Below are 19,653 nucleotides of genomic sequence, written 5' to 3' on the forward strand. Positions count from 1 at the left end.
AAAATATAGAGTTTGTTTTCGTCTACACTCTGCATCGTTTGTCATAACATGGGGTGTAGACTATATTTTTATCTTAATTCCTACTTTATTTATAGGTTAAGTTATATTATTTCGATAGCGAGGTGTTCAAGATTATGAAGGTAGTCAAAAACGTTCATGAATTGATTGGAAACACACCTATGATTGAGATTACACAATTTGATTTACCTAGGGAAATCAGGATATTTGCCAAGCTGGAATATGTTAATCCAGGAGGAAGTGTAAAAGATCGTTTAGGAAAAGAACTGCTGCAAGAAGCTCTTGGCTCTGGAAGACTGAAGCGAGGCGGAACGCTGGTTGAGCCTACTGCTGGGAATACGGGGATCGGGCTGGCTTTAGCTGCTCTTCAGTACGAAATAAACGTCATACTATGTGTTCCAGAAAAATTCAGTATTGAAAAACAGCAGCTTATGAAGGCTTTGGGGGCAACGGTGGTTCAAACGCCTACTGAAGCTGGTATGAAAGGTGCTATAAACAAAGCTCAAGAGCTGCTGCGTGAAATCCCTGGTTCTTATTGTCCTCAACAGTTTGCTAATCCGGCCAACCCTATGACTTATTATAAAACCTTAGGGCCAGAAATATATGAACAGCTTGATGGAAAAGTTGACGTGTTTGTAGCTGGAGCAGGTACAGGGGGAACATTTATGGGTACAGCGCAATTTTTGAAAGAAAAAAATCCTTCTCTAAAAACAGTCATCGTGGAGCCAGAAGGTTCAATTTTAAACGGGGGGAAATCCGGTCCTCACTTAACTGAAGGAATTGGAATGGAGTTCATCCCTGATTATATGGAGCGATCTTATTTTAATGCTATTCATACTGTTGAAGATGTTTATGCTTTTCAAAGAGTGAAAGAGCTGGCTTTAAAAGAGGGGTTACTAGTAGGTAGCTCTTCAGGAGCAGCCTTTGAAGCAGCCCTGATCGAAGCAAAAAATGCAGAAAAAGGGGCTCATATCGTCACGATTTTTCCGGATAGCAGTGAACGGTACTTAAGTAAAAATATTTACAGTGGAGGAAGATAAGATGAAACGTAAAACACAGTTGATTCATGGTGGAATTGTTGGCGATGAACAGACGGGTGCTGTCTCTGTTCCTATTTATCAAGTGAGTACTTATAAACAAGAGGGAGCGGGAAAACATACGGGATATGAGTATTCGAGAACCGGTAACCCTACACGTCATGCCCTAGAAGAACTTATCAAAGAAATTGAAGGAGGATATGCTGGGTTTGCGTTTGGATCTGGTATGGCCGCTACTACTGCCGTGTTCATGCTGTTTAACAGCGGAGATCATGTGTTAATTACAGATGACGTATACGGAGGAACGTATCGAGTGATCACAAAGGTACTAAGCCGTATCGGCATTGAGGCTACTTTTATTGATACAAGCGATATCCAAAATATCGAGAAAGAAATTCGTCTTAACACAAAAGCCATTTTTATTGAAACTCCAACGAATCCTCTTCTAAAAATTACTGACTTGCAGCATGCTTCTTCAGTAGCTAAACAACACCATTTACTTACCATCGTTGATAACACATTCAGTACGCCGTATTGGCAAAATCCTATCGAAAAAGGAGCGGATATTGTTCTGCACAGTGCAACTAAGTATTTAGGGGGCCACAGTGACGTTGTAGCAGGGATAGCAGTTGTGAATTCGCCTAAATTAGCTGAAGACCTTCATTTTATTCAAAATGCGACTGGAGGCATTTTAGGACCTCAGGATTCTTGGCTTTTAATGAGGGGGATTAAAACATTAGGAATACGAATGGAAGAACATGAATTCAACACTAGGAAAATAGTAGAATTTTTACTTGCTCATCCTGCTGTGGCAAAAGTATATTATCCAGGGTTAAAAAACCACCCGAACCACCTCATTGCTAAAAAGCAAGCAAGAGGTTTTGGCGGAATGGTTTCATTTGATGTGGGAAGCGAAGAGAAAGCGGAACGAGTGCTGAGCAAAGTGAAGTATTTTACATTAGCAGAAAGTTTAGGAGCCATCGAAAGTCTTATTTCCATTCCTTCCAAAATGACCCATGCTTCTATACCGAGCGACCGACGTAAAGAGCTAGGAATTACAGATGGATTAATTCGTATTTCTGTAGGTCTTGAAGATGTAGAAGATTTAATTGAAGACTTAGAAAGAGCATTGAAATAAAGGTGGTAAAAATAGGATTTTTATAGACCTATAGATCTATGATAGAGTAGAGATATAACATTCTACTGAGAAGGTGATTGTATGAAAGCTCAACACATCAAAGCAAAAATTGAAGATTACAGCCGCTTTATTTACGTCCTTCTAGCCGTAAGTACATTCTTGTATATTGGTGTTATGATTGGCCAAGGTGAAAAAAGTGATATGCAGCTTGGAATAATGGAAGCGATCGTTATTCTTTTTACCACCCTTGCTTTTTATTTTAGTTATCAAACTAAAAAACTAAAAAAAGAATTAATGAAAGAAAAAGAATAATAGATACAAAAAGGCGATTATTCATCGTCTTTTTTTTATGAGGGTTAAAAAAATAAAAAAATTCCCTATTTTTCAAAAAAACAGTTTACTTTTTATAAGTTCGTGGATATAATTACCATTGTAAGGAAAATACTTTATTAAAAGGAGGTCGAGTCATATGTTAAGACGTTTATCAGGTATGGATCATTCAGTTTGGGCTATGTTCAAAAATCGTCTATATACGTATACTATTCGGCCGTGTTCCTGTATCAAGTAACTTTCTTACCTTGATCGTTAAAACACGTCAATTCACCACAGGTGCGAATAGTAGCCCTGTGGTTTTTATTTTTTTTCAGCCACAGGATGCTTATGCATAACTGTGGTTTTTTTTATAAGGAGGTGATTGTAATGACACTGAATATTTTCTTTTTAACTATTACCATAAAGTCCCGTCAATACTCAGAGGAAGAAATTAAGCATGAACAGTATGTAAGACAATTAGAAGAAGAAATAAAAGACCGCAAGTATGAATTTTATCGTCATTTCTAATTTGAACAGTGGAAAGGAGTGGATGAATGATGATTAATCAAAAAGGATATATCGTTGTATGGCTGCTTGTGGAGAAAGATTCCACCTAAATGACTAGTAGGGGGAGTAATGATGTGTTTGCTGCGGATTATCATTTGGAAATTATTTTAAAAAAAGAGCGGAAAGAAGGATTAATTCTCCTTCTTTCCGCTCTTTTTTTTCTCTTTTTCGGCTCTATAAAATTCGTGAAACATTTTCATCAGCGCTCGCTTTTCAATTCGCGAAACATAACTTCTTGAAATATTTAATTCTTTTGCAATTTCTCGCTGGGTTTTTTCATCCTGCAGATCCAAACCGAAGCGGCCAACAATTACTTCCTTTTCTCGATCATCGAGGATATCGATGTATTCTTTTATTTTTTCTAATTCCATATTTAGTTGAATCATATCAATTACATCGTCTGATTCTGATTTTAATACATCAATCAAACTGATTTCATTTCCTTCTTTATCCTGGCCAATTGGATCATGCAGCGACACATCTTTTTTTGTTTTTTTGAGCGCTCGCAGGTGCATCAATATTTCATTTTCAATACAGCGCGCGGCATAAGTAGCTAATTTTGTGCCTTTTCCTTGAGAATAACTTTCGATTGCTTTAATTAAACCGATTGTCCCAATTGAAATTAAATCTTCCGCATCCTCTCCCGTATTTTCAAACTTTTTAACAATATGCGCAACGAGTCGGAGATTGTGTTCAATAAGAAGATTTCGCGCTTCTTGATCTCCTTGTTCCATTAAAGATAAATATCTCTTTTCTTCAGCAGCAGACAAGGGTTGAGGAAACGCATTGTTTTTTACGTAGGAAACAAGGAAAACCAATTCTTTAAAGAAATAGCCTAGTGCGGTAAATAATGCAGACATCTCTTCACCTCCATAAGGGGATATCAACTTGTGAGAGACTAACATTACACTATATGTAAAAAGAAGGATGTCTTTGCCTGTACGTTTAAAATTCCCCCCGGGGACAAGAGAGTTTGAAAAAGTCCACAGATTTTTCTTTAGAGATAGTTACCAGCCTATACAGGGAAAAAGTATGTACATACGCTAGTAGTAGTTCATAGTGTAAGGAGGGAGAGTATGTACGGTTACGGAAGCTGCTGTTATCCTAATTATCCAGCTTACCCATGTGGAGGAGGCTTCGGCTGGGGACTTGGATTGTTGATTGTTCTATTTGTCCTGTTATTAATTTTCGGAAGCTTCTATTGGTTTTTTAGCTGCTGGTATTAAAAAAAACTCATGCGTGTGCATGAGTTTTTTTAGGTGACATATCCTACCGAATAGAACCATTCATTTTTAAGAATTCTTAAGGAATTTTCGCTTTGTTTCTTAAAGAAGATGATTTATTCTATAATTAGGAAAAGTAGCAAGACGATAATATTCTTCTGCAAAAGTAAATGGAGCTCTATACTTTTTTTAGCTTGAAAGTACTAATCATCAAGCAAGCGAGTACGATAATCAAAAACATATAAAAGTGTGAAGGTAAATAAGGGACGCCCAGGTAGCTAAGAGTTAATAAACAACCTGCTGCGGTAATAGGGAGCCCTGTAAAATACCCAGTATTTTCTGTGATGTTAAAGCGGGCAAGACGAAGCGCTCCGCAAGCAATGTAACAGATGGTAACAATTGAACCTGCAGCACCAAAGTGAGACAAAATACTTTGATAAAGTAGTAGAGCTGGAGCGATGCCAAATGATATAATATCGCACATGGAGTCCAGTTGTTTTCCAAGTTCAGATTCAATTTGCAGCTTTCTGGCTACCATGCCGTCGAATCGGTCTGCTAACGCTGCTAAAAAAATTAGTAATAAACTTAAGTTCAATTCATTTTTCATGACAAATAAAATAGCAAAGCTTCCTAAACTTAAATTAACAATCGTTAAGGAGTTTGCCGCTTGGGATCTCAGCTTTTTAATTGTATGATCTAGATAGTCTAATAAAAACAATTTCCTCACTCCTTTAAAGGATGGAATGAACTAAAGGTAAAAATAATGGTAATTTCATTGTAGACGCAAACCTTAGTCTAGTAAAGAACTATTCAGTATGTGGAGGTAAAATTATTGTTGCAGCACCTGTATCGAACGTTTATTGAGCTTACGAATCACAAAGGATCATCGAAGCTCATTCGAAAATTCACTTTCTCTAAATGGAGTCGGTTTGTTATACCATCCTATACAAAAGTTTTTAAAGTAAATAAAGAAGAAATGGACAAGCCTCTGCATCATTATCAAAACTTACACGAGCTATTTATTCGCCGTTTAGATCCTTCTGCCCGTCCGGTCGATCAGCAGAAAGACAGCGTTGTCAGTCCTGTAGATGCAAAGATAGAAGCATATGGAGTCATTACGCCTCAAAAAGAAATGATTGTAAAAAACAAACCTTATTCTATACAGGAAATGGTTTCAAATGATCTCATTCTTGAAAAATATATAGAAGGACAGTTTATTATCCTCTATCTTAGTCCCAAAGACTATCATCGCATTCACAGTCCGCTTAAAGCCCAAATAGGGAATACGTGGACCGTTGGACAAAAGTCTTATCCAGTAAATTCATTAGGAATCAAGTACGGGAAAGAACCGCTGGTGAAAAATTTCCGGAAGCTCACGGAGTTAACATTTGAAAATGGTCACATGCTGATGGTAAAAGTAGGAGCCATGTTTATCAACAGCATTGAAGCGGTTTCTAAAAAAGAAGTAGTCGAAAAAGGGGAAGAAATGGCTTACTTCACGTTTGGTTCGACTGTCATTTTATTATTTGAGAAGAACTCAATCACTTTTGATTCTAACGTTCACTCAGGTTCTTATGTAAAGTATGGAGAACCAATTGCTCATTTGAAAAAATAGAGCCTATATAATAAAAGAGTAGATAGATGATAAATGAAGATGCAGCTTTCTTTTATTAAGAAGGCTCTTTTATTCGTTAAGAAGGAATTTGTATGCTAATCTTTAATGATCTTCTTTCAATTTCCTCTTCAATTAATTTTATAAAATCAGGGCTTAATTGCAGTTCGGTTGCTTTGCTGTATGATTCAATAAGCAGCTCATCTGATAATTTTCTCATAAGATTGCCGCCACCTCCTACTAAAATAAATATCCTAAAAAGTTATATTTAAATGCTAATAAATTCCTTATTTATAATCTAACATGAATCAAATAAAGGAACAATCGTTCTGTTATCCACAGCTTTCGGTGGATAAAATGTGGGTATGTTGTTTATAATTACCATTAATTGCTGAACTATAACAGAGGATAATGTGTATAAACTTATCCACATAGTTGGGCTTATCATTTTTTGTCGAAAACTTTTAACAGAATTTGTTTACCACTTACCCTATTTGATAAGTAATAAACGTTTTCTGCACTATTTTTTATTTTAAGTTTGCAAAGAGTGAATATATCGTAAGCCCACGAACAAATGGAGGTTTACTACCTTTTGTCAATAACTTTCTGTATAAAGTTAAAGCATTCACAAGGCATATCCTTTATACTAAGAAAAGACCTGTTTTTGAAGAGAATAAAATTTTAGGTTGGAAAATAACAAGAAGTCGTTATAATGATAGACGGCGTTAATTTTAGTATGTAACTATATATTCGAGGTGCATGATACGTGTTGAAACTTTTTTTACCAAATGAACATGTGAAAAACGTGTTTCAAATTAAGCCAGACGATTTGAAAGAGCGCGGCATAAAAGGAATTATTACCGACTTAGATAACACGTTGGTGGAATGGGATCGCCCTGATGCCACTCCGGAATTAATTGAGTGGTTTCAGTTAATGAAAGATAGTGGAATTAAAATCACGATTGTATCGAATAATGTGGAGAAACGAGTCAAGCTGTTTTCAGATCCAGTTGGACTTCCATTTGTATATAAAGCACGCAAACCGATGCGTAAAGCATTTAGAAGAGCTCTTCGTGATATGGAGCTGCAAAAAGATGAGGTTGTGGTCATTGGCGACCAGCTTTTAACGGATGTATTAGGAGGAAATCGCCTAGGCGTATATACGGTTTTGGTTGTACCAGTTGCGCAAACAGATGGATTTGTAACGAAATTTAACCGTAAAATGGAACGAAGAATTCTAGGTTGGATGAAACGAAAAGGTATGATTAACTGGGAGGATTAAAACGTGAGTGAAGAAAAAATACAGTGCGTAGGATGCGGAGTGGAGATTCAAACAGAACGACCGAATGAACTTGGCTACGCTCCAAAATCAGCATTAGAAAAAGAAGCTATTATTTGCCAGCGATGCTTTCGCTTGAAGCATTATAATGAAGTACAAGATGTTTCCTTAACCGACGATGATTTTTTAAAAATCTTAAATGGAATTGGTCAAACGGACGGTTTGGTTGTAAAAGTTGTAGATATATTTGACTTTAACGGCAGCTGGTTACCTGGTTTGCATCGATTTGTTGGCAATAACAAGGTTCTTTTAGTGGGAAATAAAGCAGATTTACTGCCAAAGTCTATAAAGAAAAATAAACTAATTCATTGGATGAAGCGAGAAGCGAAAGAGCTTGGGCTAAAATCAGTGGATGTGTTCCTCATGAGCGCGCAAAAAGGACAAGGAATTCGAGAAATTGCCGAAGCTATTGAACATTATCGCGAAGGTAAAGATGTATATGTTGTTGGATGTACAAACGTTGGTAAATCGACATTTATTAATGCCATTATTAAAGAAGTAACGGGAGAAAAAGATATTATTACTACATCTCAATATCCGGGAACAACGCTGGATATGATTGATATTCCGCTTGATAACGGCGCGTCTTTATATGATACGCCTGGCATTATTAATCACCATCAAATGGCTCACTATGTAGATAAACGAGACTTAAAGTTAATTTCTCCTAAAAAAGAAATAAAGCCGAAGGTTTATCAGCTAAACGAAGGGCAAACGTTATACTTTGGAGGACTAGCGCGCTTAGATTATGTACAGGGAGGCCGCAAGTCATTAACATGTTACGTATCGAATGATTTGCATATCCATCGTACAAAGCTTGAAAAAGCAGATGAGTTGTATGAAAAGCAAGCAGGTGAACTGCTTCAGCCGCCGCGCCCAGAGCAAATGAGTGAGTTTCCTGAACTTGTTGCACATGAATTTACAATAAAAAATGAAAAAACGGATATTGTTTTTTCAGGGCTTGGCTGGGTGACGGTTAATGAGTCAGGTTCAAAAGTTGTGGCGCATGCACCAAAAGGAGTCGGCGTATTTGTGCGCGATTCTTTAATTTAAACAAAAAGGGGAAAAAATCTTGAGTACATTATATGGGCTAGTTGGTTATCCGCTTGGGCATTCACTATCGCCATTGATGCAAAATGATGCCTTTAAACGTCTGAACATGGATGCGCACTATGAGGCTTTTCCGATTGAACCTGTTCATTTTGAGTCAGCTATTGGAGAGCTAAAAGATAAAAATATTCAAGGATTTAATGTCACGATTCCGTATAAAGTTGATATTATGAATCATTTGGATGAAGTCGATCCATTAGCAAAGGCAATTGGCGCTGTAAATACAGTTGTTAATCAAGATGGTCGTTATATTGGATACAATACCGACGGAGAGGGATATGTGACTTCTTTACTCAAAGCAGTAGAAGGCGGCTTATCCCAAAAAAGAATTTTAATTATTGGAGCTGGAGGAGCTGCAAAAGCTATTTTTTATACAATTGCAGCTCAGCACGCTCCCGATGTAATTGCGATATGCAATCGTACCGTCGAAAAAGCAGCTTTACTAGCTAACGAGCTGCCTTTTTCGACGAAAACGGCGGCGATGTCTATTTCTGATGCGGAAAAACAACTAGATACATTCGATATTATTATTAATACCACTTCGGTGGGGATGTATCCTAACGTTGATGAGCTGCCTTTAGCACTTACTTTATTGCAAAAAGCAGCGGTAGTCAGCGATATTATTTACAACCCTTTAAAAACAAAGCTTTTGGAAGAGGCTGAAGCAAAAGGGGCAGGCACTCATAACGGTGTCGGTATGTTTGTACTGCAAGGTGCACTTGCATTTGAAAAGTGGACGAACGTCCGTCCTGACGAAGAGGCAATGGAACACATTGTTCTTTCAACACTAACTAAGAGATAAGATACAACGGAGGTTTTTATGTTAACAGGTAAACAAAAACGTTTTTTACGTTCAAAAGCACATCATTTAAATCCAATTTTCCAAGTAGGAAAAGGTGGAGTCAATGAAAATATGATTGGTCAAATTGCTGATGCATTAGAAGCAAGAGAATTATTAAAAGTAAGCATTCTGCAAAACTGTGATGAAGATCGTGACACGGTTGCTGCTCGATTAACAAAAGGAACAAAAGCAGAGCTTGTACAAGTGATTGGAAATACAATTGTGTTATATAAAGAATCACGCGAAAATAAGCAGTTAATGCTTCCAAAAGTGAAATGAAATAGAGCGGGGAAACCCGCTCTATTTAAAAATGAAGTAAATTAAAGGAGTCGGGGATTGTTGAAGAGTATTGGAATTTTAGGTGGAACATTCAATCCGCCTCATTTGGGGCATTTAATGATGGCAAATGAGGTTTTGCATGCCTTGAAATTAGATGAGATATGGTTCATGCCGTCGTATATTCCACCTCATAAAACAATCAAAGAGCCTATTGAGCCATACCATCGTTTACAAATGCTAAAGCTAGCTGTTGAAGAACATGATCAATTTACCCTGCAGCCGATTGAATTTGAGCGCAAAGAGCCTTCATATACATATGATACGATGAGAATACTAACAGAGAAATATCCAGCGTATCAGTTTCATTTCATCATTGGTGCTGATATGGTAGAATATTTGCCGAAGTGGTATGAAATTGATGAATTAGTCAATTTGGTTACATTTGTAGGTGTAAAGCGTCCGGGGTATACCATTACGTCCCCTTACCCGATAAAAGAAGTAGAAGTTCCGCAGTTTGATGTCTCCTCTTCCTTTATTCGCGAACGAGTAGTAAAGAAAGAAACCATTCGTTATTTTATACCTGCTGGTGTTAAACAATATATCGAGGAGAATCAATTATATGAATCGAACTGAGGCATTAGAAATCGTAAAGAAACAGTTAACAGAACGTCGTTATATTCATACTGTCGGGGTAATGGAAACAGCAATTGAATTAGCTAAACGTTTTGAAGCAGACGAAAAAAAAGCAGAGCTGGCTGCTATTTTTCATGACTATGCCAAGTTTCGTCCAAAGGAAGAGATGAAGCAAATTATTATTGATCAAAACATGAATCCTACTTTATTGGAATACAATACCGAATTATGGCATGCTCCAGTAGGCGCGTTTTTAGTGAGAAATGAAGTAGGGATTACGGATAAGGAAGTATTGAATGCAATTGCTTACCATACATCCGGAAGACCTGGCATGACGTTACTTGAAAAAATTGTGTACGTTGCTGATTACATTGAACCTGGAAGGAGATTTCCAGGTGTTGATGAAGTGCGGGAGTTAGCTAAAACCGACTTAAATGCAGCACTTATTCAATCATTAAAGAATACCATTTCTTTTTTAATGACCAAACATCAGGCCGTTTATCCCGATACGATGATGACATATAATGATTTAATCTTAGGAGGTCAAACACATGACTGAACGTGAATTGCTATCTCTTGTTGTAGAAGCAGCCGATGATAAAAAAGCAATCGATATCGTAGCGTTAAATATGGAAGGAATCTCACTTGTGGCAGATTATTTTGTTATTTGTCACGGTAACTCAGATAAACAAGTGCAGGCAATCGCTCGTGAAATTAAAGAAAAAGCACACGAACAAGGCATTTCTGTGAAGCGTTTAGAAGGATTTGAGCAGGCTAAGTGGGTGCTTGTTGATCTTGGAGATGTTGTGGTTCACATTTTCCATAAAGATGAGCGCGGATATTATAACTTAGAACGCTTATGGGGAGATGCACCATTTGTAAGTTCAGAAGAGCTACAGCTATGAGCAGGTACGGAGAATTTGCCTACGTATATGATCAGCTAATGGCAGACGTTCCGTATGACGATTGGGCTGAATTTTTTAATCAGCAGGTGGCAAAAGCAAAAACAAAGCCTGACAGTATATTAGACCTTGCCTGCGGCACAGGAGAACTCTCTGTTCGATTTGCAAAAGAAGGTTTCTCCGTAGTAGGTGTTGATTTGTCTGATAACATGCTTATGGTAGCTCAAGAAAAGGCAGCAGAAGCAGGGGTAACGCTATCTCTTTTTCAGCAAAACATGGCGGAACTTGAGTTATTGAAAGAGTTTGACTGTGTAGTGATTTTTTGTGATTCTTTGAACTATTTGCAAAGTGATAAAGAAGTTCAAGAGACCATTCAACGTGTATATAAACACTTAAAACCAGGTGGGCTCTTTATATTTGATGTTCATTCAGTGCACAAGATGAAGGACGTATTTGGAAATCAATCTTTTTCTTACGTAGATGAAGACGTGTCATATATTTGGAATTGCGCCTATAATGATGCAGATCTCCGCGTAGAGCATGACATTACGTTTTTTGCTTATGATGAAGAAATCGATGCATATCATCGCTTTGATGAAGTGCATGCTCAGCGCACTTGGTCGATTGACCATTATCACTCATGGCTGAGCGAAGCTGGTTTTATAAATATAGAAATAAGTGCAGATTTCAAAATGAGTAAGCCTACTTCAAACAGTGAGCGCATCTTTTTCTCTGCGCAAAAAAAAGAAGCCGAGTAGAGGCTTCTTTTTTTGTTTCAAAGCAGGATTTCTACAGAAATTATGGAATAAGACTATCAAACTGATTGTGAACAAGCTCAATGTCTTCGTCAAATTTTTCATGTGTTTTTTGAAATACGTGAACAAACATCTCTCCGAGTTCAGCTTCTAAAACTTTAATACCTTCTCCAGTTACCCCACCTTTTACGCATACTTTATCCTGTAAGGTAGGAAGCGTAAATATTTCTTTTTCCAACAGTTTTCCCATTCCAATAATCATATCACTGGCCATGACCGTAGCTTCTTCTTCAGAAATATTTGTTTCTTGAACTGCTGCATCAATAAAGCGCTGAAGCAAAAAGCTGAAGAATGCAGGACCGCAGCTTACGATATCGGATGATACGCGCGTAATCGTTTGATCAATGGCCACAGGCTTTGACATAGATGAAAATAGTTCATGTAAATAATTTTGGTAAAAAGGCGTACATCTTTCTCCAAACGTGAAAAGAGAAACACCTGCTAATGCCCGATTCGTAATGCTAGGGATAATTCTAGCTGCTTGACTCGGAATGAGGCGTTCGATTTGTTCTACGCTAATTGGACTGGTAATGGATACAATGCAGTGATCTTTCGTCAGCAGTGGTTCTAATTTTATTAAAAGGGGGTGAATATCCAATGGCTTAACACAAATAAAAATGACTTTGGATGCGTGAACAACTTCTTCAGCTGTATCAGCAACATGAATTTTTTTATGCTGCTGTTGAATCTCTTTGGCCCTTTTTTTTGTACGATTCATAATAGTAATTTTAGAAGGACGTACGGCTTTTGATTCAATAAACGCATCAATTAATATTTTCCCCATGTTTCCTGTTCCGATAAACCCTATGTTCACTGATTCATTCCCTCCTTCAAAAGCCTTTTCTTCTAAACACTATGAAGACGTAATGGAATTTATGACGTTACTTCAAAATTCAAAGGAGTGTACAATTTGACTTTTTCAAAAAAACAATGGCTAATTGGGTGTATTTGCTTAGCAGTTGGGTTGGCTTTTTATATCTATCGCACAGGCGGAGAGAAACCGGAAAGTTCTCTTCAAACCTCAGATATAATAAAGGCAGAATCTTCTGCTACAAAAAAAGAAGGAGAGTCGTCTGAGCAAGTAATTTCAAGCCAAGATTCCCCGTTTGTGATGGTGGATATTAAAGGAGCTGTTCAGAAGCCTGGTGTATACCAGCTTCCGAAAGATGCAAGGGTAAAAGATGCTCTAGCACAAGCCGGAGGCGCTACGAAAGAAGCGGACTTAAGACAGCTCAATTTAGCTAGCAAGCTACAAGATGCAATGGCTGTTTATATTCCAGCTGCTGGAGAAGAAATCCCCCCTTCATCTCCAGTTTCTTCAATCTCTTCCTCAGGAACTTCAAATGATCAGCCCCTTGTTAATATCAATACAGCGAACACTGATGAACTGCAAACGTTAAATGGCATTGGACCTTCAAAAGCGAGTGCCATCGTTTCATATCGAGAGGAAAATGGCTTGTTTCAAACAGTAGAGGATTTGGGGCAAGTATCAGGTATTGGCGAGAAGTCGCTAGAAAAAATCAAAGCTCAAATTACGGTACAGTAGAGACTTATTGACGAAAAAGGAAAAAAAACGCTACACTATGAAAGAAACAAGTATAATTATAATTATTCAGTTTTAAATAAAAAGGTAGGGAATGAGATGAACCGGATTTCATGGGATCAATATTTTATGGCACAAAGCCATTTGCTAGCTTTAAGAAGCACTTGTGAACGTCTGGCTGTTGGGGCTACAGTGGTGCGTGATAAACGTATTATAGCTGGAGGATACAACGGCTCGATCAGCGGAGGCGTGCATTGTGCTGATGAAGGCTGTTATGTGATTGATGGACACTGTGTAAGAACTGTCCATGCAGAAGTGAATGCACTCTTGCAGTGTGCTAAGTTTGGTGTGAAAACAGAAGATGCGGAAGTATACGTCACGCATTTTCCTTGTTTAAACTGCTGTAAAGCCCTTATTCAAGCGGGAATTAAAACAGTATATTACGCTAATGATTACAAAAATCATCCGTATGCTGTGGAGCTATTTCAACAGGCGGGAGTGAAAACAGCAAAAGTTGAACTTGATGAAGCAATCATTGACTTAAAAAGTAAAGAGAAGCTTCAATTTGTGACGGATGTTCTCGCTCGTTTAGAAAAAAGCGGAGCTGACGAAGCAGAAGTGATGAATTTACAGCGTGAAGCTCTCGCATTGTTTACGGCAAATTAAAGGTAAAAGAGGTTTTTTACTTGGTAACAGTAAGAAGCCTCTTTCTTTTAAGAAGAAAGGAGCTAAAAGTGAAAGGATATTATATTTACTGTGCTCTTAGCATGATGCTAGCTTTATATGTATATGATAATCATTCCGCTGTAAGCCTGTTTTTGCTAATCGTGCTTTTCATTTTTCAATGGCTACAATGTCCGAGGAAAGTGGTTATTGCTTCTGCACTGTTGAGCGTTTCGTGCGTCTACTTATTAGCTGAGACAAATAAGCATAACAAAACGGTTCTTTTAGCTGAATCTTCTACTTTTACAGGCGAAATTTCATCTGTTCCGCATAGTGACGGCGACAAGCTTACTTTTAAGTTTACGGTTCAAAATGAAGAGGTCATGGCTTTTTATAAACTAAAAATGCTGGAAGAGAAACAGCAGCTCGAAAAGCTAACGATTCATCAAGTTTGTCAACTAGCGGGGCAATTAACTTCTCCTTCACCTGCTCGCAATCTTCATGCATTTAATTATCAGCAATATTTGTACCATCAGTCTATTCATTGGCAGCTTAACGTCAAGAGACTTGATTTGGTAAAATGCCAGCTTCCCACTTTAACTCCACTTACGTACCTTACCTTTATTCGTCAAAAAGGAATTAATTATATTCAACAAAATATGTCGGAACCAGGCGCTGGGTTTATGCAGGCACTAATTTACGGTGAGCGCACTGGAATCGAAGAAGAGAGTATCAAGCGCTATCAGCAATTTGGTTTAATACATTTGCTTGCCATATCAGGTCTTCATGTTGGACTGCTGACAGCGATGTGTTTTTATTTGCTCATTCGGATTGGAATAACGCGCGAGCGAGCCATTACGCTTTTACTTTTGCTTCTTCCTGTATACATGGTTTTGGCCGGTGGCAGCGCTTCAGTTGTCCGAGCTGTTTTTATGAGTATGCTGATGCTTATATCGATAAAAATACAAAGGAAAATTCTTTTGGCTGATAGCATCAGCCTTGCTTTTATAAGCATGCTGCTTTTTAAGCCGTACTATTTATTTGATGTAGGATTTCAGCTTTCTTTTGCCGTTAGTTTTGCCTTGATTTTATCGAGTCAGACAATTTTACCTCGTTTTCATTCTTCTTTCAGCCAGCTCATGGCTGTTTCAGCGATTGCACAAGTCAGTTCACTTCCTTTATTGTTGTACTATTTTTATGGAGTATCTCTCCTCAGTTTGCCATTAAATATGGTTTTTGTACCGTTGTTTTCTCTTGTTGTATTACCTCTTTGTTTGCTCATTCTTTTTGTTCGTATCATTTTGCCGGGAGTGAGTGAATTGCTGGAGCAAATTCTTCATGTTCTTTTACTTGTTTGTGAAAAATTACTTGGCTTTTTTGAGTGGATTCCCGCTGATTTTGTAACGGGAAAACCCCACATTTTGCTGTTTTTGGGCATGTACTTATGCATTTATGCTTTATTTGTGGCGGTCGAAGAAGGAGAGTTTTTCGTTCGCTATATGTTTCTTCTCGCAGCATTGTTAGCCGCACAATGTATGTATCCTTATTTGAATCCAAAAGGAACGGTCACAATGGTCGATGTAGGACAAGGAGATTGCTTTATCATTGAGCTTCCTTATCGAAAAGGTGTGTATATGATCGATACCGGAGGAACCGTTTCATTTCCAAAAGAACCATGGCAAAAACGTCGTTCTTCTTTTGACGTGGGAGAAGACGTACTTGTTCCCTTTTTGCATTCAAAAGGAATGACAAAGGTAGATAAAATGATTATTACACACGGCGATTATGATCACGCAGGGGCAGCACAGCATTTATTTTCACAAGTGGCTGTCGGAGAGCTGGTGCTTGGGAAAAAAGCTGAATTAAATGACGTAGAGACTGGCTTGGTGATCGCTGCTCAAAAACAAAGCGTGCCTGTTCAAATTGTTCAACAAGGAGATAGCTGGCAAGAAGGAGGTGTCTTATTTCAGGTTATTTCTCCGACAGGTTTCGAAGAAACGAGCAACAACGGCTCAATTGTAATAGACGCTAAGTTAGGAAATTTAAGATGGCTATTCACCGGAGATTTAGAAAAAGAAGGAGAACAAAGAATATTAAAAGACTTTCCCAACCTTAAAGCAGATGTATTAAAAGTTGGACATCATGGCAGTAAAACCTCAACTTCAGAAGAGTTTGTTCAACATTTAAATCCTAAAGTAGCGCTTGTTTCAGCAGGGCAAAAAAATCGTTATGGTCATCCTCATCAAGAAATATTAGAGCTTCTGAAAAGCTACGGGGTTTATATTTATCGAACGGATGAAGATGGTGGGGTAATGTATGAATTTACAAAAAAGTCAGGAACGTTTTCACAGCAACTTCCATAGTCTATAGTAAGAAAAACGAACTGAAAAAGACTGCTAAGAAGCAGCCTTGAAGCAATTTTACGAACCCAAGTAGTGAATCACAGTTGCAATAACAAATAAGGCAGTGAAAAAGCCAAATGAAACACCAAATCCTACGGCAGAATCGACAGCGTCGTTGCGTTTACTTTGGACACTTTCTTCAAATTGGTTCATTAACACCCCTCCTGTTTACAGTATAATCTAACTTTTTTTAAAAATCTAGACAATTTAAAAGCGTTTTCATAAACTGACAACAGTTAACAACTATACTTTATGAGCATGAGGAGAAAATAGAGATAAGGGTTTAATCATTAACAAATAAGTAACCTAGGGCTTATATTGTTGATGTTTATCATAAACTGAGGAATTGTCGTTTTAAGACAATTCCTTTTGTATTGTTGCCAAAAACTCATAACACCTTTACGATAGAAATTGTATTTTGTTTATCAATAACTATACATAATCAATATAGATGAATAAAAAAAAGAGGAGCGTATATACGTTGGCAGTTGATAGCTTAAAAAGTATTACTAAAAATAATATAGCCCCCGTTTATTTAATACACGGGGTTAATGCATTTATGAGTAAAAAGATTAGAGATAAAATCGTCGACTATACGTTGAATGAAGAAGATAAAGAATTTAACTTGTCACTATACGATTTAGAAGAGACATCGATTGATCAAGTGCTAGAAGATGCTGAAACGCTTCCTTTTTTAGGAGACAAGCGTGTAGTGGTCGCGAAAAATGCAGCATTTTTAACGGCTGAAAAATCAAAAGATAAAGTCGAGCATGATCTGGCAAAACTTCAGCAATATGTCGAACAGCCCCCGTCTTTTTCAACGTTAATTCTTCTAGCTCCTTATGAAAAGCTGGATGAAAGAAAAAAAATAACAAAATTATTAAAAAAACAAGCAGCTTACATCGAAGCGAACGAATTTGGTGAAAAAGAAATGAAGCAGTGGATTCATAATTTACTTTCAAAAGATGGAGTGAATATGGATGAAGAAGCTGTAACGCTGCTTATTCAGCTTGTGGGTCTTAATGTAACGCTTGTGACAAATGAAATTGAAAAAATGATATTATACGTTGGACAAGGCGGAGTCATTACAAAAGAAGTTGTGCTTAAGCTTGTGGCGAAAACGCTTGAACAAAATGTATTTACGCTTATTGACGCTGTTATTCAGCGAAAGGTTTCTACTGCTTTAAATATGTATCAGGATTTACTGCGTAATAACGAAGAGCCTATTAAAATTTTATCTTTGTTAGCGACGCAGTTTCGGTTGATTTATCATGCGAAGCAGCTGTCTAGCCAAGGGTACGGTCAGCAGCAAATTGCTCAAACGATTAAGGTTCATCCGTTTCGTGTGAAAATCGCTTTGCAGCAGAGCAGAAGTTTTGAGGAACAGCAGCTTAAAGGAATTTTAAAGGATTTAGCAGAGGCAGATTATGAAATGAAGACGGGAAAAATGGATAAGGCGCTTATTTTACAGCTGTTTTTATTAAAAAGAGCGCAATAAAAAAACGATCCTAATGGGATCGTTTTTGTCTCAATTATGCAGATAAACCGTTAAGTTTTACTGCTAAGCGAGATTTTTGACGAGCTGCAGCGTTTTTGTGGATAAGACCAGATTGTGCGGCTTTGTCTAATTTTTTAGAAGCAACAGCAAATGCTGCTTTTGCGTTATCTACATCGTTGTTTTCAACTAAAGCTTCAAAGTTTTTGATTGCAGTACGCATAGCTGATTTAGCTTGAATGTTATGAGCACGGCGAGCTTCAGTAGTTTTTACACGTTTGATAGCTGATTTAATGTTTGGCATCCGTTTCACCTCCCGAAATGATAACAATCGAGATTATATAGAACTCGACATTCTTCACAATAAGAACAAAAGATATTTTATCAAACACAAGGACAGAATGCAATAGCCTTGACAAGGAATTTTATATGACAGACCTCTCTTTAAAAGCTTGTAGCTGATATTGCGCTCTTCCTTCTACTTTTCATTTCTTAAATGCATGAATCTGCCAGTCCTCGGTGACAATAATTTCAACAAAGATTGTCTAGGAGGTTAAGAAATGGAAAAAGAACTTGATTTAAGTCAATATAGCGTGCGCACGGATTTAGCTGTCGAAGCAAAAGACATAGCGTTAGAAAATCAGCCTAAACCGAATAACCAGTCAGAAATCAAAGGCGTAATTGTAAAAGAAAAAGAAGAACAAGGTGTCAAAATTTCAATGGTAGAAATTACGGAAGAGGGCGCAGAAGCAATCGGTAAGAAAAAAGGCCGATATGTAACCCTTGAATCGGTAGGCATTCGCGAGCAGGATACTGAAAAGCAAGAGGCCATGGAAGAAGTATTTGCTAAAGAGCTGAATTTTTTTATTAAAAGCCTCAACATTCCAGATGATGCTAGCTGTCTTGTAGTGGGCCTTGGAAATTTAAGTGTTACACCAGATGCGCTTGGACCAAAGGCAGTAGATAATTTGTTGATTACAAGACATTTGTTTGAGTTACAGCCTGAAAGCGTGCAAGATGGCTTTAGACCCGTTAGCGCCATTGTTCCGGGAGTAATGGGAATGACGGGTATTGAGACAAGTGATATTATCTTTGGCGTTGTAAAGAAAGTGAATCCAGACTTTATTATTGCAATCGATGCGCTGGCCGCTCGTTCGATTGAACGGGTAAATGCTACCATTCAAATTTCAGATTCAGGTATTCATCCGGGGTCTGGGGTTGGAAACAAGCGCAAAGAAATCAGTTATGAAACACTTGGCATTCCAGTTATTGCAATAGGTATTCCAACGGTGGTGGATGCTGTGTCCATTACAAGCGATACAATTGACTTTATCTTAAAACATTTCGGCCGAGAAATGAAAGAGCAGGGAAAGCCGTCTAAGTCGCTGCTTCCGTCTGGTATGACGTTTGGAGAAAAAAAGAAGCTCACGGAGGATGATTTACCCAATGAAGAGCAGCGTCAAACGTATCTCGGTATGATTGGCACCCTTCCCGATGAAGAAAAAAGACGTCTTATTCATGAAGTGCTTGCACCTTTAGGCCATAATTTGATGGTTACGCCAAAAGAAGTGGATATGTTTATTGAAGATATGGCGAATGTAGTTGCAGGAGGACTTAACGCTGCTTTGCATCATGAAGTGGACCAAGATAATTTTGGGGCATATACTCATTAATACGCTTTTAGATGAATGAGTTCTTCAGAATATAGTCATAATGGTTAGTAC

At 37.7% G+C, this 19,653-nt stretch carries 25 protein-coding genes; 19 read left to right on the plus strand and 6 right to left on the minus strand.

Going from position 1 to position 19,653, the window contains the following annotated elements:
* Positions 1-134: 134 nt before the first annotated feature.
* The 4 genes from ACOZIR_RS01570 to ACOZIR_RS01585 all read left to right on the plus strand — a co-directional run bounded on the left by ACOZIR_RS01570 (position 135) and on the right by ACOZIR_RS01585 (position 3,033).
* Positions 135-1,058, plus strand: coding sequence for a PLP-dependent cysteine synthase family protein (locus ACOZIR_RS01570; RefSeq protein WP_328120119.1), 924 nt, complete (start codon positions 135-137; stop codon positions 1,056-1,058).
* A gap of 1 nt (position 1,059) precedes the next feature.
* Complete coding sequence (locus ACOZIR_RS01575; RefSeq protein WP_328120120.1) at positions 1,060-2,193, plus strand: bifunctional cystathionine gamma-lyase/homocysteine desulfhydrase; 1,134 nt, start codon at positions 1,060-1,062, stop codon at positions 2,191-2,193.
* A gap of 81 nt (positions 2,194-2,274) precedes the next feature.
* A complete protein-coding gene (locus ACOZIR_RS01580) occupies positions 2,275-2,505 on the plus strand; it encodes a YrhC family protein (protein ID WP_045292097.1) in 231 nt (76 codons plus the stop codon).
* Positions 2,506-2,892: 387 nt separating this feature from the next.
* Positions 2,893-3,033 (plus strand): YrzI family small protein, encoded by a 141-nt coding sequence (locus ACOZIR_RS01585; RefSeq protein WP_014458165.1) that lies wholly within the window; start codon positions 2,893-2,895, stop codon positions 3,031-3,033.
* Between the two features lie 170 nt (positions 3,034-3,203).
* Here the strand turns inward: ACOZIR_RS01585 and sigK are convergent, their stop codons facing one another.
* Positions 3,204-3,932: an RNA polymerase sporulation sigma factor SigK gene (gene sigK / locus ACOZIR_RS01590; protein WP_013059268.1), complete on the minus strand. Its 729-nt coding sequence runs from the start codon at positions 3,930-3,932 to the stop codon at positions 3,204-3,206.
* Between the two features lie 216 nt (positions 3,933-4,148).
* On the opposite strand from sigK, the gene ACOZIR_RS01595 reads away from it, so the two are divergent.
* Positions 4,149-4,298 carry a hypothetical protein gene (locus ACOZIR_RS01595; protein WP_169746663.1) on the plus strand — a complete coding sequence of 50 codons (150 nt, stop codon included), beginning with the start codon at positions 4,149-4,151 and terminating at the stop codon, positions 4,296-4,298.
* Positions 4,299-4,473: 175 nt separating this feature from the next.
* Here ACOZIR_RS01595 and pssA read toward each other — a convergent pair whose 3' ends face one another.
* Positions 4,474-5,013 carry a CDP-diacylglycerol--serine O-phosphatidyltransferase gene (pssA, locus tag ACOZIR_RS01600; RefSeq protein ID WP_013059266.1) on the minus strand — a complete coding sequence of 180 codons (540 nt, stop codon included), beginning with the start codon at positions 5,011-5,013 and terminating at the stop codon, positions 4,474-4,476.
* A 114-nt stretch (positions 5,014-5,127) separates the two neighbouring features.
* On the opposite strand from pssA, the gene ACOZIR_RS01605 reads away from it, so the two are divergent.
* Positions 5,128-5,910 carry a phosphatidylserine decarboxylase gene (locus tag ACOZIR_RS01605; protein ID WP_310879000.1) on the plus strand — a complete coding sequence of 261 codons (783 nt, stop codon included), beginning with the start codon at positions 5,128-5,130 and terminating at the stop codon, positions 5,908-5,910.
* Positions 5,911-5,986: 76 nt separating this feature from the next.
* On the opposite strand, the gene ACOZIR_RS01610 is transcribed toward ACOZIR_RS01605, so the two are convergent.
* Complete coding sequence (locus ACOZIR_RS01610; RefSeq protein WP_013059264.1) at positions 5,987-6,127, minus strand: sporulation histidine kinase inhibitor Sda; 141 nt, start codon at positions 6,125-6,127, stop codon at positions 5,987-5,989.
* A gap of 549 nt (positions 6,128-6,676) precedes the next feature.
* On the opposite strand from ACOZIR_RS01610, the gene ACOZIR_RS01615 reads away from it, so the two are divergent.
* The 8 genes from ACOZIR_RS01615 to ACOZIR_RS01650 are packed head-to-tail and all read left to right on the plus strand — an operon-like array spanning position 6,677 to position 11,769.
* On the plus strand, positions 6,677-7,189 hold the full coding sequence (locus ACOZIR_RS01615; protein WP_013059263.1) for a YqeG family HAD IIIA-type phosphatase: 513 nt from the start codon (positions 6,677-6,679) through the stop codon (positions 7,187-7,189).
* Positions 7,190-7,192: 3 nt separating this feature from the next.
* A complete protein-coding gene (gene yqeH / locus ACOZIR_RS01620) occupies positions 7,193-8,299 on the plus strand; it encodes a ribosome biogenesis GTPase YqeH (protein ID WP_028411666.1) in 1,107 nt (368 codons plus the stop codon).
* A 19-nt stretch (positions 8,300-8,318) separates the two neighbouring features.
* Positions 8,319-9,158 (plus strand): shikimate dehydrogenase, encoded by an 840-nt coding sequence (aroE, locus tag ACOZIR_RS01625; RefSeq protein WP_080890170.1) that lies wholly within the window; start codon positions 8,319-8,321, stop codon positions 9,156-9,158.
* An 18-nt stretch (positions 9,159-9,176) separates the two neighbouring features.
* Positions 9,177-9,476 (plus strand): ribosome assembly RNA-binding protein YhbY, encoded by a 300-nt coding sequence (yhbY, locus tag ACOZIR_RS01630; protein WP_013059260.1) that lies wholly within the window; start codon positions 9,177-9,179, stop codon positions 9,474-9,476.
* 60 nt (positions 9,477-9,536) lie between these two features.
* Positions 9,537-10,109, plus strand: a complete 573-nt coding sequence (locus tag ACOZIR_RS01635) for a nicotinate-nucleotide adenylyltransferase (protein ID WP_310878998.1) — start codon at positions 9,537-9,539, stop codon at positions 10,107-10,109.
* A complete protein-coding gene (yqeK, locus tag ACOZIR_RS01640) occupies positions 10,096-10,668 on the plus strand; it encodes a bis(5'-nucleosyl)-tetraphosphatase (symmetrical) YqeK (RefSeq protein ID WP_045292091.1) in 573 nt (190 codons plus the stop codon). Before ACOZIR_RS01635 ends, yqeK begins: the two co-directional genes overlap by 14 nt.
* On the plus strand, positions 10,661-11,014 hold the full coding sequence (rsfS, locus tag ACOZIR_RS01645; RefSeq protein WP_013085071.1) for a ribosome silencing factor: 354 nt from the start codon (positions 10,661-10,663) through the stop codon (positions 11,012-11,014). Before yqeK ends, rsfS begins: the two co-directional genes overlap by 8 nt.
* Entirely contained in the window at positions 11,011-11,769 is a 759-nt protein-coding gene (locus tag ACOZIR_RS01650; RefSeq protein WP_045292090.1) for a class I SAM-dependent DNA methyltransferase, read from the plus strand. Before rsfS ends, ACOZIR_RS01650 begins: the two co-directional genes overlap by 4 nt.
* 40 nt (positions 11,770-11,809) lie before the next feature.
* Here ACOZIR_RS01650 and comER read toward each other — a convergent pair whose 3' ends face one another.
* Positions 11,810-12,640, minus strand: coding sequence for a late competence protein ComER (gene comER / locus ACOZIR_RS01655; protein ID WP_025750559.1), 831 nt, complete (start codon positions 12,638-12,640; stop codon positions 11,810-11,812).
* A 96-nt stretch (positions 12,641-12,736) separates the two neighbouring features.
* Here comER and ACOZIR_RS01660 point away from each other — a divergent pair, with 96 nt between their 5' ends.
* The 3 genes from ACOZIR_RS01660 to ACOZIR_RS01670 all read left to right on the plus strand — a co-directional run bounded on the left by ACOZIR_RS01660 (position 12,737) and on the right by ACOZIR_RS01670 (position 16,395).
* Positions 12,737-13,372: a helix-hairpin-helix domain-containing protein gene (locus ACOZIR_RS01660; protein WP_412762000.1), complete on the plus strand. Its 636-nt coding sequence runs from the start codon at positions 12,737-12,739 to the stop codon at positions 13,370-13,372.
* Positions 13,373-13,468: 96 nt separating this feature from the next.
* A complete protein-coding gene (locus ACOZIR_RS01665) occupies positions 13,469-14,035 on the plus strand; it encodes a ComE operon protein 2 (RefSeq protein WP_025750557.1) in 567 nt (188 codons plus the stop codon).
* A gap of 68 nt (positions 14,036-14,103) precedes the next feature.
* Positions 14,104-16,395: a DNA internalization-related competence protein ComEC/Rec2 gene (locus ACOZIR_RS01670; protein WP_421535499.1), complete on the plus strand. Its 2,292-nt coding sequence runs from the start codon at positions 14,104-14,106 to the stop codon at positions 16,393-16,395.
* A 57-nt stretch (positions 16,396-16,452) separates the two neighbouring features.
* On the opposite strand, the gene ACOZIR_RS01675 is transcribed toward ACOZIR_RS01670, so the two are convergent.
* The gene (locus ACOZIR_RS01675) at positions 16,453-16,587 is read right to left on the minus strand and encodes a YqzM family protein (RefSeq protein ID WP_013059251.1); all 135 of its coding nucleotides are present in this window, start codon (positions 16,585-16,587) and stop codon (positions 16,453-16,455) included.
* 328 nt (positions 16,588-16,915) lie between these two features.
* Here ACOZIR_RS01675 and holA point away from each other — a divergent pair, with 328 nt between their 5' ends.
* Entirely contained in the window at positions 16,916-17,932 is a 1,017-nt protein-coding gene (gene holA / locus ACOZIR_RS01680) for a DNA polymerase III subunit delta (protein ID WP_328120123.1), read from the plus strand.
* 34 nt (positions 17,933-17,966) lie between these two features.
* Here the strand turns inward: holA and rpsT are convergent, their stop codons facing one another.
* Complete coding sequence (gene rpsT / locus ACOZIR_RS01685) at positions 17,967-18,233, minus strand: 30S ribosomal protein S20 (protein ID WP_013085065.1); 267 nt, start codon at positions 18,231-18,233, stop codon at positions 17,967-17,969.
* Between the two features lie 256 nt (positions 18,234-18,489).
* Here rpsT and gpr point away from each other — a divergent pair, with 256 nt between their 5' ends.
* On the plus strand, positions 18,490-19,602 hold the full coding sequence (gene gpr / locus ACOZIR_RS01690) for a GPR endopeptidase (RefSeq protein WP_045292087.1): 1,113 nt from the start codon (positions 18,490-18,492) through the stop codon (positions 19,600-19,602).
* The last annotated feature ends 51 nt before the right edge of the window (positions 19,603-19,653 follow it).

The sequence above is a fragment of the Priestia sp. D3YE.R1 genome (genome assembly GCF_049199565.1).
In the GTDB taxonomy this organism is placed as follows: Bacteria; Bacillota; Bacilli; order Bacillales; family Bacillaceae_H; genus Priestia; species Priestia aryabhattai.

What these genes read in the sequence shown, in the direction of transcription:
- yhbY (WP_013059260.1), top strand. Translation starts at nt 9,177, where the DNA reads ATGTTAACAGGTAAACAAAAACGTTTTTTACGTTCAAAAGCACATCAT.
- ACOZIR_RS01585 (WP_014458165.1), top strand. Translation starts at nt 2,893, where the DNA reads ATGACACTGAATATTTTCTTTTTAACTATTACCATAAAGTCCCGTCAA.
- ACOZIR_RS01570 (WP_328120119.1), top strand. Translation starts at nt 135, where the DNA reads ATGAAGGTAGTCAAAAACGTTCATGAATTGATTGGAAACACACCTATG.
- gpr (WP_045292087.1), top strand. Translation starts at nt 18,490, where the DNA reads ATGGAAAAAGAACTTGATTTAAGTCAATATAGCGTGCGCACGGATTTA.
- ACOZIR_RS01580 (WP_045292097.1), top strand. Translation starts at nt 2,275, where the DNA reads ATGAAAGCTCAACACATCAAAGCAAAAATTGAAGATTACAGCCGCTTT.
- rpsT (WP_013085065.1), bottom strand. Translation starts at nt 18,233, where the DNA reads ATGCCAAACATTAAATCAGCTATCAAACGTGTAAAAACTACTGAAGCT.
- rsfS (WP_013085071.1), top strand. Translation starts at nt 10,661, where the DNA reads ATGACTGAACGTGAATTGCTATCTCTTGTTGTAGAAGCAGCCGATGAT.
- ACOZIR_RS01595 (WP_169746663.1), top strand. Translation starts at nt 4,149, where the DNA reads ATGTACGGTTACGGAAGCTGCTGTTATCCTAATTATCCAGCTTACCCA.
- ACOZIR_RS01610 (WP_013059264.1), bottom strand. Translation starts at nt 6,127, where the DNA reads ATGAGAAAATTATCAGATGAGCTGCTTATTGAATCATACAGCAAAGCA.
- sigK (WP_013059268.1), bottom strand. Translation starts at nt 3,932, where the DNA reads ATGTCTGCATTATTTACCGCACTAGGCTATTTCTTTAAAGAATTGGTT.
- ACOZIR_RS01650 (WP_045292090.1), top strand. Translation starts at nt 11,011, where the DNA reads ATGAGCAGGTACGGAGAATTTGCCTACGTATATGATCAGCTAATGGCA.
- ACOZIR_RS01675 (WP_013059251.1), bottom strand. Translation starts at nt 16,587, where the DNA reads ATGAACCAATTTGAAGAAAGTGTCCAAAGTAAACGCAACGACGCTGTC.
- ACOZIR_RS01665 (WP_025750557.1), top strand. Translation starts at nt 13,469, where the DNA reads ATGAACCGGATTTCATGGGATCAATATTTTATGGCACAAAGCCATTTG.
- ACOZIR_RS01575 (WP_328120120.1), top strand. Translation starts at nt 1,060, where the DNA reads ATGAAACGTAAAACACAGTTGATTCATGGTGGAATTGTTGGCGATGAA.
- yqeK (WP_045292091.1), top strand. Translation starts at nt 10,096, where the DNA reads ATGAATCGAACTGAGGCATTAGAAATCGTAAAGAAACAGTTAACAGAA.